Raw genomic sequence first — 12,149 nt, forward strand, 5'->3', positions numbered from 1 at the left:
GTCGCCACTAACATCAAATCGAGTTAGCGGGCATTAACCGAAGTGCCCGCCCACGCCACGACGGAGAGGCGGACATGGGCGCGTTGCAGTCAGCAGTCGACCCGGCATCCGAGCGCGCGATCGCGAACGCCGCCGGTCACGCCGAGCTCGCCGCCGAGCTGCGCGAGCGGCTGGCCCGCGCCGCTCTCGGCGGGCCCGAGGCTTCCCGCGAGCGCCACGTCGCCCGGGGCAAGCTGCTGCCGCGCGACCGCGTGGCGCGGCTCCTCGACGAGGGCAGTCCCTTCCTCGAACTCGCCCCGCTCGCCGCCGAGGGACTGTACGGCGGCGACTCGCCCGGGGCCGGCCTCATCACCGGCATCGGGCTCGTGCACGGGCGCCCCGTCATGGTCGTCTGCAACGACGCCACCGTCAAAGGCGGCACCTACTACCCGATGACGGTCAAGAAGCACCTCCGGGCGCAGGAGGTCGCGCTCGAGCAGCGGCTGCCGTGCATCTCGCTCGTGGACTCCGGCGGGGCGTTCCTGCCGATGCAGGACGAGGTGTTCCCCGACCGCGAGCACTTCGGCCGCATCTTCTTCAACCAGGCGACGATGTCGTCGCTGCGCATCCCGCAGCTCGCCGCCGTGCTGGGCTCGTGCACCGCGGGCGGCGCGTACGTGCCCGCGATGAGCGACGAGACCGTCATCGTGCGCGGGCAGGGCACCATCTTCCTCGGCGGCCCGCCGCTCGTGAAGGCCGCGATCGGCGAGGTCGTGACCCCGGAGGAGCTCGGCGGCGGCGAGCTGCACGCGCGCACCTCCGGCGTCGTCGACCACCTCGCCGAGGACGACGAGCACGCGCTCGAGCTCGTCCGCGACATGGTCGCCACGCTGCCGCCGCCCGCCGAGCGGGCCTGGGCCGTTCGCGAGCCGCGACCCCCGGCCGTCGACCCGGCGGAGCTCACGAGCGTCGTCCCGGTCGACGTGCAGCAGCCCTACGACGTGCGCGAGGTCATCGCCCGGCTCGTCGACGGCAGCGAATTCGCCGAGTTCAAGCCGGAGTACGGCGACACCCTCGTCGCCGGCTTCGCCCACCTCGACGGCCACCCGATCGGCGTCGTCGCGAACAACGGGGTGCTGTTCAGCGAGTCGGCGCTGAAGGGCGCGCACTTCATCGAGCTCTGCGATCAGCGGGGCATCCCGCTCGTCTTCCTGCAGAACATCTCGGGCTTCATGGTCGGCCGCGACGCGGAGGCCGGCGGAATCGCCAAGGACGGCGCGAAGATGGTGACCGCCGTCGCGACGACGCGCGTACCCAAGTTCACCGTCGTCATCGGCGGCTCCTTCGGCGCCGGCAACTACTCGATGTGCGGGCGCGCGTACTCGCCCCGCTTCCTCTGGATGTGGCCCAACGCCCGCATCTCGGTGATGGGCGGGGAGCAGGCCTCCTCGGTGCTCGCCACCGTGAAGCGCGACCAGCTCGCCGCGCGGGGCGAGGACTGGCCGGAGGCGGACGAGGCGGCGTTCCGTGCCCCCATCCGCGCGCAGTACGAGGAGCAGGGCAGCCCGTACCACTCGACCGCGCGGCTCTGGGACGACGGCATCATCGAGCCCGGCGACACCCGCACCGTCCTCGCGCTCGCCCTCGAGCTCGCGAGCCGCACCCCGCTGCCCGAGCCGCGCTTCGGCCTCTTCAGGATGTGATGGCGATGACCAATCAGCAGCTGCGCCGCTCCGCCGGCCCCCGGCCCTTCGACCGTGTGCTCGTCGCCAATCGCGGCGAGATCGCCGTGCGGGTCATCCGCACCCTGCAGCGGCTCGGCATCGAGGCGGTGGCCGTGTACTCCGACGCCGACCGGGACGCCCCGCACGTCGCCCTCGCGGACCGCGCGGTGCGCATCGGCCCGGCGCCGGCGGTCGAGAGCTACCTCGATCCCGAGCGCCTCGTGCGCGCCGCGGTCGAGAGCGGAGCCGAGGCCGTGCACCCGGGCTACGGCTTCCTCTCCGAGCACGCCGGCTTCGCCCGCGCCTGCGCCGAGGCCGGGCTCGTCTTCGTCGGCCCCGGCGAGCGCGCGCTCGAGGTCATGGGCGACAAGATCCGCGCGAAGCGCCACGTCGCCGCGAGCGGCGTCCCCGTGGTGCCCGGTGTCGCCGATCCCGCGCTCGACGACGCGGCCCTGCTCGACGCCGCCGAGGCCGTCGGCTACCCGATCCTCGTGAAGCCGTCGGCCGGTGGCGGGGGCAAGGGCATGCAGCTCGCGCGCGACCGCGGGGAGCTCGCCGAGGCGCTGCCGACCGCGCGCCGCGTCGCGTCGGCCGCGTTCGGCGACGACACGCTGCTGCTCGAGCGCTTCATCGAGCGGCCCCGGCACATCGAGGTGCAGGTGCTCGCCGACGCGCACGGCGGGGTGGTGCACCTCGGCGAGCGCGAATGCTCCCTGCAGCGCCGGCACCAGAAGGTCATCGAGGAGGCGCCCTCGGCGCTGCTCGACGATGCCACGCGGGAGCGCATCGGCCTGGCGGCCTGCGAGGCCGCCAGGAGCGTCGACTACCGCGGCGCCGGCACGGTCGAGTTCCTCGTCTCGGATGCCGCGCCGGGCGAGTTCTTCTTCATCGAGATGAACACCCGCCTGCAGGTCGAGCATCCCGTCACCGAGCTCGTGACCGGGGTCGACCTCGTCGAGCAGCAGCTGTGCATCGCCGCGGGCGAGCCGCTCGCGCTCAGCCAGGACGCCGTGCACCTCGACGGGCACGCGATCGAGGCGAGGCTCTACGCCGAGCGGCCCGCGGACGGCTTCCTGCCCGCCACCGGCCCGGTGCTCGTGTGGCGCCCGGCGGGCGGCGAGGGCGTCCGCATCGATGCGGGCCTGCGGGAGGGGCAGGAGATCACGGCCCACTACGACCCGATGCTCGCGAAGCTCATCGCCTGGGGGCCCGACCGCGCGACCGCGCTCGATCGGCTCCGGGCGGCGATCGACGAGACCGTCGTGCTCGGGGTCGACACGAACCTCGAGTACCTCGGCGAGCTGCTCGACGATCCTGAGGTGCGCGCCGCGCGGCTGCACACCGGTCTGATCGATCAGCGTCAGGCGCCGGCGGGAGCGGAGCCGAGTGCCGCGGCGCTCGCCTCGGCGACCGCGCTCGCCGAGGCCGAGGCGCTCGCCGCCGCCGGGCCGGCCGCGCACGCCTGGCAGCGCGAGCGCGGCTGGCGAGCCTCCGCGCCCGCTCGGGCCGGCGAGGCATCCGCCACCCGTGCGGAACCGCACGCCCTCGCCGTCCGCGCTCCCGACGGGGCGATCTGGGTGCACGCCGACGGCCGCGCCCAGCGCATCGTCCCGGTCGACCGTCGTGCCGCGCTCGACCGCCGTCTCGCCGCCGCGGAGCGCGGGGGAGCGGCCGACCCGGTGCTCCGGGCACCCATGCCGGGCACCGTCACGGCCGTGCTCGTGCGCGACGGTGACACCGTCGCGGCGGGCGCTGCGATCCTCGCCATCGAGGCGATGAAGATGGAGCACCGCGTCGTCGCCCCGTTCGCCGGTGTGGCCCGCATCTCCGTCGCGGTCGGCGCGCAGGTCTCCCGCGAGCAGGCCGTCGCCGCCGTCGAGCCGGCCGCCGCCGATCCCGACCACGGCCCCGCCGATCCCGGCGTCGCCGAGCCCCAGGCCCACGAGGCCACGACCCACGAGCAAGGAGCACCGCAGTGGACTACCAGCTGAGCGACGAGGAGCAGGCGCTCTTCGACCGCGTCAAGGACTTCGCCGACACGGTCGTCGCGCCCGCCGCGTACGAGTACGACACGAAGCGCCGGCTGCCGCTCGAGATCATCGCGCAGATGGGGGAGCTCGGCCTGTTCGCCCTGCCGTTCCCGGAGTCCGTCGGCGGGCTCGGCAAGTCCTACTTCCAGCTCTGCCTCGCGGTGGAGGCCCTCGGCCGCGTCGACCAGTCCATCGGCGTGACCCTCGAGGCGGGCGTCGGCCTCGGCGTCATGCCCATCTACCGCAACGGCACCCCCGAGCAGCACGCCGAGTTCCTCCCCGACCTCGTCGCCGGTCGTGCGCTCGCCGGATTCGGCCTGACCGAGGCGAGCGCCGGCTCGGACGCCGGCGCCACGCAGACGACCGCGGTGCTCGACGGCGACGAGTGGGTGATCAACGGCTCGAAGCAGTTCATCACGAACTCCGGCACGCCCATCACGAAGCTCGTCACCATCACCGCGGTCACCGGCGAGCGCGAGCTCCCCGACGGCACCGTGAAGAAGGAGCTCAGCTGCATCATCGTGCCGAACGGCACCCCGGGCTTCACCGTCGAGGAGAGCTACGACAAGGTCGGCTGGCACACGAGCGACACCCACCCGCTGACGCTCCGCGACGTGCGGGTGCCGGCCGCGAACCTGCTCGGCGAGCGCGGCCGGGGCTACGCGAACTTCCTGCAGCGGCTCGACGAGGGGCGCATCGCCTTCGCGGCGCTCGCGACGGGCGCGGCGCAGGGATGCCTCGAGGAGGCGCTGCGCTACGCGAAGAGCCGCGTGGTGTTCGGCCACGAGATCGGGCGCAACCAGCACATCGCCTTCAAGATCGCCAAGATGCAGGCCCGGGTGCACCAGGCGCGGCTGGCGTGGCACGACGCCGCGCGCAAGATGGACGCGGGGCTGCCCTTCAAGATGGAGGCCTCGATCGCGAAGATGGTGTGCGGGGAGGCGGCGATGGACAATGCCAGGGACGCGACGCAGATCTTCGGCGGCTACGGCTTCATGAACGAGAACCCCGTGGCCCGCCACTACCGCGACTCGAAGATCCTCGAGATCGGCGAGGGGACCACCGAGGTGCAGTTGATGATCATCACGAGGGAGCTCGGGCTCGTCGCCTGAGCGCGAGGAGGTCGCCATGACGGATGCCGCCGCCGAGACGCCCGCGCTGCGCGAGATCGTGCAGCGGGGCCTCTGGTTCGAGGAGTTCGAGGAGGGCGTGCGCTACGTGCACCGGCCCGGTCGCACCGTGACCGAGGCCGACAACGTCCTGTTCACGACGCTGACGATGAACCCGCAGCCGCTGCACCTCGACCGGGCGTTCGCCGAGACGCAGCCGTTCGGGCGGGTGCTCGTGAACTCGATGTTCACCCTGTCCACGCTCGTCGGGCAGTCGGTCGCGCAGCTCACGCTCGGCACGCTCGTCGCGAACCTGGGCTTCGGCGAGATCGCGTTCCCGGCGCCGGTGTTCGTCGGCGACACGCTCTCGGGCGAGAGCCTGGTCGAGGGCAAGCGGCTGTCGTCGTCGCGGCCGGGCGAGGGCGTCGTGACGCTGCGGCACACTTCGCGCAACCAGGACGGCGTCGTCGTGGCGCGGTGCACGCGCAGCATGCTCGTCTGGACCCGCGAGGCGGGGGAGCGGGCCGCGGCGGGCGGGGCGCGATCGTGAGCGGCGGCTTCCGCTTCGGCCCGGCGCTGCTGTTCTGCCCGGCCGACCGACCCGATCGCTACGAGAAGGCGCTCGCGCGCGCGGACGCGGTGATCCTCGACTTGGAGGACGCGGTCGCCGGCCAGGCGAAGCCGGCGGCGCGCCGGGCGCTCGTCGATCACCCGCTCGACCCGGAGCGGGTGATCGTGCGGGTGAACCCGGCGGACAGCGGGCAGCTCGAAGCCGACCTCGAGGCGCTCGCCCGCACCGAGTACCGCACGGTCATGCTCGCGAAGTGCGAGGGCACCGCCGACCTCGTCGAGCTCGGCGACCTCGAGGTGATCGCGCTGTGCGAGACCGCCCGCGGCGTGCTCGCCGCCGCGGAGCTGGCGGCGCTCGCCCCCGTGATCGCGCTGATGTGGGGCGCGGAGGACCTCGTCGCCTCGCTCGGCGGCACCTCCAGCCGCTTCCCCGACGGGCACTATCGCGACGTCGCGAGGCACGCCAGGTCCCAGGTGCGCCTCGCGGCGGCCGCGCACGGCGTCGCCGCGATCGACGCCGTCCACCTCGACCTCGACGACGAGGCCGGGCTGCGGGCCGAGGCCGACGACGCGGTCGCGCTCGGCTTCGAGGCGACCGCCTGCGTGCACCCGCGCCAGGTGGAGCTCGTGCGGGCGGCGTACCGACCGCATCCGGACGCCCTCGCGGAGGCCCGGGCCATCCTCGCCGCGGCTTCGGGGGAGCGCGGCGTGTTCGCGTACGAGGGCCGCATGGTCGACGCCCCGCTGCTCAGGCAGGCCGAGGCGGTGGTGCGCCGCGGGGGCGGTTCGCCAACGATTCGGTAACGCTTCGGCCGCCATTCACGGCCAGTGGTATCCCCGCCCCGTACGCTCGAAAGCGATCCTGGGGAGGAGGAGCGGTGGCACGCCACACGATGACGAGAGACGCCCAGCGCGGGCGCGAAGCGGTCGAGCTCGAGTTCGACGCCGAGGTCATCGACGAGCCCATCGACGTCCTGGTCCAGTCGAACCCCGTCTCCGGTCCCATCCGGGTGCCGCGGAAGGCCGCCCTCGGCGACACCGGCATCGCGGTGCACCCGCTCGCGCTCGGCGGCAGCGTCTTCGGCTGGACGCTCTCGCACGAGGCATCCTTCGCCGTCCTCGACCGCTTCGCCGGCCTCGGCGGCGAGCTCATCGACACGGCCGACGCCTACGCCTCGGGTCGCAGCGAACAGATCATCGGCGCCTGGCTGGCCGACCGCGGACTCCGCGACCGCATGACCGTGATGACCAAGGCCGGCCGCCACCCCGAGTACCGCGGCCTCTCGCCGCGATCGCTCCAGGGCGCGGTGGATGCCTCGCTCTCGCGTCTCGGCGTCGAGCGCATCGACGTGCTCTTCTTCCACGGTGAGGACGCCGAGGTGCCGCTGGAGGAGAGCCTCGGTGCCGTCGACCGGCTGATCGCAGCCGGCAAGGTGCGCTCCATCGGCGCCTCCGACTTCTCGCCGGAGCGGCTCATCGAGGCTCGGGTGCTCGCCGCCAACGGCCTGCCGAGGTTCCAGACCGTCACGACGGCCTACAACCTGATGGATCGCCGCGGCTTCGAAGGCGCGCCCGAACTGGTCGCGCACGCCCAGGGACTCGCCGTGCTGCCGTACTTCGCCCTCGCGGGCGGCTTCCTCGGCGGCGGGGTGCGCCGTCGCGCCGAGCTCCGGCACGACGCGCGCGGCGCGCGCGTGGCTCGCCACCTCGGCCGCCGCGGTCAGCGCGTGCTCGCCGTGCTCGACGACATCGCCGCGGAGCACGGCGTCACCACGGCGACGATCGCCGTCGCCTGGCTGCAGTCGCGCCCGACGGTCGCCGCGCCGGTCGCGGGCGTCTCGCGCCCCGAACAGGTCGACGCGCTCCTCGCGGCCGGCTCCGTGCAGCTCCAGCGCTCCGAGCTCGTCGAGCTCGACCGCGCCTCCGCCTGAACCGCGGCCGCCCGGACTGGGGCGACCCACCTCCGGGGGACGTGGCTTAGGCTGTTCGGGATGAACGGCGCTGTCGACCTCCCTCTCGGCCTGGCCGAGCTCTCCTTCCGGGCGGCCGGGGAGTCGCTCGTCCGGCGCAGCGTCCTCCCCTCCGGGGTGCGGGTCCTGAGCGAGCAGGTGCCGGGCGCCCGCAGCGCCACGATCGGCTTCTGGGTCGCGGTCGGCTCGCGCGACGAGCAGCCCACCGGGGCGGGGCATCCGGCCACGTACGGCTCGACGCACTTCCTCGAGCACCTGCTCTTCAAAGGCACCGCCGGGCGCAGCGCGCTCGACATCGCCGTCTCCTTCGACGCGGTCGGCGGCGAGCACAACGCGCTCACGGCGAAGGAGCACACCTGCTACTACGCCAAGGTGCAGGACCGCGATCTGCCGATGGCCGTCGAGGTGCTCGCCGACATGTTCACCTCGTCCCTGCTCGACGCCGACGAGTTCGAGACCGAACGCGGCGTCATCCTCGAGGAGCTCGCGATGGCCGGCGACGACCCGGCCGACGTCGCGGGCGAGCGCTTCTTCTCCGCCGTGCTCGGCGAGCACCCGCTCGGCCGTCCCATCGGCGGCACGCCGGAGACGATCCGCGCGGCGACGCGCGACGCCGTCTGGGAGCACTATCGCGCGAACTACCGGCCGCAGGACCTCGTCGTCACCGTCGCGGGAGCGGTCGACCACGACGAGCTCGTCCGGCTGCTCGAGGGCGCACTGGCGAACGCCGGCTGGCGCATGGACGAGCCGGGCACCCCGGTCGAGCGCCGCACGGCGGTGCCGGCCCCGCTCGAGCGCGGCCCCGAGCTCACGGTCGTCGAGCGGCCGATCGAGCAGGTGAACCTGCTCGTCGGCGTGCCCGGCCTCGTCGCCTCCGACGAGCGGCGCCCGGCGATGAGCGTGCTGAACGCGATCTTCGGCTCCGGCATGAGTTCGCGCCTGTTCCAGGAGGTGCGGGAGCGTCGCGGCCTCGCCTACTCCGTGTACTCCTTCGCCCCCGCGTACTCCGACGCCGGGCTCTTCGGCATGTACGCCGGGTGCGCACCGCAGAAGGCCGGCACCGTCGTCGAGCTGCTCCGCGGCGAGCTCGAGCGGCTGGCCGAGCACGGCGTCACCCCGGAGGAGCTCGCCCGGGCGGCGGGCCAGCTCGGCGGCGCCTCGGCGCTCGCCCTCGAAGACTCCGACACGCGCATGTCGCGTCTCGGCCGTGCCGAGCTGACGCTCGGCGAGTTCCAGGATCTCGATGAGGCGCTCCGGCGCATCGCACTCGTCACCGTCGACGATGTGCGGGCGCTCGCAGCAGACCTCGTCTCGCGGCCCTTCTCGGTCGTCGCCGTTGGCGCGACCGACGAGGCCGCCCTCAGCGGAGCGGCCGAGGCCGTCTCCGCGACCAGCGTCGCCTGAGCGCGGCATCCGATCGACGACAGGGAATCGAAACCTCGTGGCACACCACCTCTACCTCGTACGCCATGGCGAGCAGCTCGACGCCGAGCACGGCATGCCGGACGGACCGCTCTCACCGAGGGGCCGCCGTCAGGCGGAGCTGCTCGCCGAGCGGCTCGGCGGCATCCCCTTCGACGCCGCCTGGCACTCGCCCCTGCAGCGTGCGGCGGAGACGGCGGGGATCATCGCTGCGAAGCTCCCGGCGGTGACCCCCGAACCCTCGGCCCTGCTGTTCGACTGCATCCCCTCGGGCCCGGCCCCCGAGACCCCCTCGGCGTACGCGCCCTTCTTCGGCGCCGTGACCGACGCCGAGATCGAGGCCGGCAGCGCGCAAATGGCCGACGCCGTGGCGGAGTTCCTCCGCTCGCACCGAGACGACCGGCACGAGCTGCTGATCACGCACAACTTCGTCATCGCGTGGTTCGTCCGGGAGGTGCTCGGCGCCCCCGACTGGCGCTGGGTCTCGATCAACCAGGCGAACTGCGGCCTCACGGTGCTCACGCAGAAGCCGGGCCGGCCGTGGAGCCTCGTCGTGCACAACGACCTCTCGCACCTGCCGCCCGAGCTGCGCACCGGCCTGCCCGAGCCCTACGCGCTCTGAGCGGCTCGCGTCGCCGGCTCGGCGGCCCGACGGCCGCGGGATGGCTCAGCCGAGGCGCTTGCCGAACCAGTCCGTCGCGTTCGGGTTCGCGTTGTACGGCTCGATCGGCGTGAAGCCGCTCGCGCGGTAGAGGCCGCCGGCCGCCTCGAGACTCCGGTTGGTGTCGAGCACGAGCTCCTGCGCACCGAGCTCGCGCGCCCGCTGCTCGAGGGCGTCGAGCAGGCGCCGGCCCTCGCCGCCGCCGCGCGTGGCCGGGGAGAGCCAGAGGTGCTTGACCTCGAAGCGGATCAGCCGATCGGGCTCGGGGGAGCGCTGGATGCGCCGCACGCCGCCGCAGCCGACCGGCTGCCCGTCCTCGCGGACGACGAGCAGGAAGGCGCCGGCCGGCGGGGCGAACTGGGCCGGATCCGGGAACGTCGGGCGGTACTCGCCCTGCTCGGGCGGGAATCCCTCGGCCCGCTCGGCGAAGTACGCCGTGAGCATGGCCTGCGCGTCCGCGTCGGCGACGTCGACCTGTCGGTGCTGCAGCATGGGCCCAGCCTACGGCCGTCGCAGCGACCGGCCGGCCGGGCGCCGGCCCGCCCGCGATAGGCTGGTCGGGTGACGATACGGGTCGCGGTGGCCGGGGCCACCGGCAAGATGGGACAGCTCGCGACGAAGCTCATCGAGGCAGCCGACGACCTCGAACTGCACGCCGGGCTCGACTCCCGCACGCCGCTGAGCGCCCTCGACGGCGCCGACGTCGTGCTCGACGTCACCCACCCTGCCGCCAGCGCGGCGATCGTCGAGCACGCGGTGCGCGGCGGCATCCCCGTCGTCGTCGGCACCTCCGGCTGGTCGGCCGACCGCATCGTCGGCATCGAGCGGCTCGTCCGCGACACCGAGGGCGCGCGGGCCGTGCTCTTCGTCCCGAACTTCTCCATCGGCAGCGTGCTCGGCACCGCCTTCGCCGCGCTCGCGGCGCGCTTCTTCGACTCGATCGAGGTGGTCGAGGCGCACCACGCCGGCAAGGTCGACTCGCCCTCGGGCACCGCGGTGCGCACGGCCGAGCTCATGGGCGAGGCCCGCGCCGCCGCCGGCGAGCCGCCCGTCGCCGCGCCGCACGTCGACCAGCGCGCCCGCGGGCAGCTCGTCGCCGGCATCCCCGTGCACAGCCTCCGCATGACCGGGCTCCTGGCCGAGCAGCGGGTGCTCCTCGGCGGCGACGGCGAGACCCTGCAGATCACGCACTCGACGCTCTCCTCGAGCTCCTACGAGGCGGGCATCCTGCTGGCCCTGCGCCGCGCGCCGGAGGCGGAGGGCGTGAGCGTCGGGCTCGACGCCCTGCTCGAGCTCGGGCTCGGCGCACGATGAGCGTGCGCATCGGCGCCGTCGTCATGGCGGTGCTGCTCGGCGTGTACCTCGTGCTCGTCGGCTGGCGGGCGGTGCAGTTCATCGGCACCGGCGAACCCATCGCCGTCGCGATCGGCGTGGCCCTGCTCGTGCTGCCGCTGATCGGCGCCTGGGCGCTGTGGCGCGAAGTCCTCTTCGGCGCCCGCTCGCAGACGCTGATGACGAGCCTCGCGGAGGAGGGCGGCACCGAGCTCGGACTGCCGACGCTGCCGAGCGGCCGCCCGGAGCGGCAGGCCGCGACCGAGCGCTTCGACGAGTTCCGGCTCGCGGTCGAGGCCGAGCCCGAGTCGTGGCGCGCCTGGCTGCGGCTCGGCCTCGTCTATGACGCCGCGGGCGACCGGCGGCGGGCCCGCCAGGCCGTGCGCCGGGCGATCGAGCTCTCCCGGGCCTGAACCGCGGTCGCGCGAGCGCGCGCAGGCCGCTCCCAGGCCTGCGTCAGCGCGTGGCGGCGAGCATCGCGTCGAGCGCCGTCTCGACCGAGGGACGGGCGAAGCGGTAGCCGTCCGACAGCAGCCGCTCGGGCACCGCGGCCTGGTCCGCGAGCAGCAGCTCGTCGGCGGCGACGCCGAGCCCGAGCCGCAGGAGCGGCGCAGGCACGGCGAGCACGTAGGGTCGTCGCATCCGCGTCGCGAGCGCGGCGAGCACATGATCGGCCGTGGCCGTCGCGGGGCCGACGAGGTTCACCGGGCCGTCGAGCTCGGAGTCGAGCAGGTGCAGCATCGCCCCGATCTCGTCGTCGAGGGCGATCCAGGGCCAGTGCTGGCGTCCGTCGCCGAGCCGGCCGGACAGCCCGAAGCGGGTGAGCCCGGCGATCCGGCGCATCGCCCCGCCGCGACCGACGACGATGCCGGAGCGCAGCAGCACGGTGCGGCTGCCGGCGGGAGCGCGGAGCGCCTCGGCCTCCCAGACGGCGACCACCTCGGCGAGGAAGCCCTCGCCGCGCTCGGCCGACTCGGGAAGCGTCTCGCCCGGCCGGTCGCCGTAGGCACCCACCGCCGAGGCGTTCAGCAGCGCCGCGGGCGGTGAGGCAACCTGCCGCATCGCCTCGACGAGGGTGCGCGTCGCCGCGACCCGCGAGGCGACGATCTCGGCGCGGTAGTCGCGGGTCCAGGGCAGCCGCGCGAGCGAGGCGCCGGAGAGGTTCACGACCGCGTCGGCGCGCTCGATCTCGGCGAACTCGACCTCGCCGCGCTCCGGCGCCCACGCGGACTCGTCGCCGGCGGACGCCGGACGGCGCACCAGCCGGACGACCTCGTGCCCCGAGGCCCGCGCGCGGGCTACGAACTCGGTGCCGAGGAAGCCGGACGCGCCGGCGACGAGGACGCGCACGA

General features: G+C 74.2%; 12 protein-coding genes. 10 read left to right on the top strand and 2 right to left on the bottom strand.

Going from position 1 to position 12,149, the window contains the following annotated elements; all coding sequences use genetic code 11:
• Positions 1–74: 74 nt before the first annotated feature.
• The 8 genes from ACFWE1_RS10700 to ACFWE1_RS10735 all read left to right on the top strand — a co-directional run bounded on the left by ACFWE1_RS10700 (position 75) and on the right by ACFWE1_RS10735 (position 9,426).
• Positions 75–1,682 (top strand): carboxyl transferase domain-containing protein, encoded by a 1,608-nt coding sequence (locus ACFWE1_RS10700; RefSeq protein ID WP_376933435.1) that lies wholly within the window; start codon positions 75–77, stop codon positions 1,680–1,682.
• A 5-nt stretch (positions 1,683–1,687) separates the two neighbouring features.
• A complete protein-coding gene (locus tag ACFWE1_RS10705; protein ID WP_376933436.1) occupies positions 1,688–3,694 on the top strand; it encodes a biotin carboxylase N-terminal domain-containing protein in 2,007 nt (668 codons plus the stop codon).
• Positions 3,679–4,845, top strand: a complete 1,167-nt coding sequence (locus ACFWE1_RS10710) for an acyl-CoA dehydrogenase family protein (RefSeq protein ID WP_376933437.1) — start codon at positions 3,679–3,681, stop codon at positions 4,843–4,845. The genes ACFWE1_RS10705 and ACFWE1_RS10710 overlap by 16 nt, the downstream gene beginning before the upstream one ends.
• A 16-nt stretch (positions 4,846–4,861) precedes the next feature.
• A complete protein-coding gene (locus ACFWE1_RS10715) occupies positions 4,862–5,392 on the top strand; it encodes a MaoC family dehydratase (protein WP_376933438.1) in 531 nt (176 codons plus the stop codon).
• Entirely contained in the window at positions 5,389–6,216 is an 828-nt protein-coding gene (locus ACFWE1_RS10720; RefSeq protein WP_376933439.1) for an HpcH/HpaI aldolase/citrate lyase family protein, read from the top strand. The genes ACFWE1_RS10715 and ACFWE1_RS10720 overlap by 4 nt, the downstream gene beginning before the upstream one ends.
• A gap of 74 nt (positions 6,217–6,290) precedes the next feature.
• Entirely contained in the window at positions 6,291–7,343 is a 1,053-nt protein-coding gene (locus ACFWE1_RS10725) for an aldo/keto reductase (protein ID WP_376933440.1), read from the top strand.
• Between the two features lie 60 nt (positions 7,344–7,403).
• Positions 7,404–8,786: a M16 family metallopeptidase gene (locus ACFWE1_RS10730; protein ID WP_376933441.1), complete on the top strand. Its 1,383-nt coding sequence runs from the start codon at positions 7,404–7,406 to the stop codon at positions 8,784–8,786.
• A gap of 37 nt (positions 8,787–8,823) precedes the next feature.
• Positions 8,824–9,426, top strand: coding sequence for a histidine phosphatase family protein (locus ACFWE1_RS10735; protein WP_376933442.1), 603 nt, complete (start codon positions 8,824–8,826; stop codon positions 9,424–9,426).
• Between the two features lie 45 nt (positions 9,427–9,471).
• On the opposite strand, the gene ACFWE1_RS10740 is transcribed toward ACFWE1_RS10735, so the two are convergent.
• Positions 9,472–9,957, bottom strand: a complete 486-nt coding sequence (locus tag ACFWE1_RS10740; RefSeq protein WP_376933443.1) for a GNAT family N-acetyltransferase — start codon at positions 9,955–9,957, stop codon at positions 9,472–9,474.
• A 69-nt stretch (positions 9,958–10,026) separates the two neighbouring features.
• Between ACFWE1_RS10740 and dapB the strand changes: the two genes are divergently transcribed.
• Positions 10,027–10,779 (top strand): 4-hydroxy-tetrahydrodipicolinate reductase, encoded by a 753-nt coding sequence (gene dapB / locus ACFWE1_RS10745; protein ID WP_376933444.1) that lies wholly within the window; start codon positions 10,027–10,029, stop codon positions 10,777–10,779.
• Complete coding sequence (locus tag ACFWE1_RS10750) at positions 10,776–11,210, top strand: hypothetical protein (protein WP_376933445.1); 435 nt, start codon at positions 10,776–10,778, stop codon at positions 11,208–11,210. Before dapB ends, ACFWE1_RS10750 begins: the two co-directional genes overlap by 4 nt.
• Positions 11,211–11,253: 43 nt before the next feature.
• Here ACFWE1_RS10750 and ACFWE1_RS10755 read toward each other — a convergent pair whose 3' ends face one another.
• Positions 11,254–12,147: a TIGR01777 family oxidoreductase gene (locus ACFWE1_RS10755; protein WP_376933446.1), complete on the bottom strand. Its 894-nt coding sequence runs from the start codon at positions 12,145–12,147 to the stop codon at positions 11,254–11,256.
• Between the last annotated feature and the right edge of the window lie 2 nt (positions 12,148–12,149).

This window comes from Agromyces sp. NPDC060279 (assembly GCF_042726785.1).
Lineage (GTDB): Bacteria > Actinomycetota > Actinomycetes > Actinomycetales > Microbacteriaceae > Agromyces.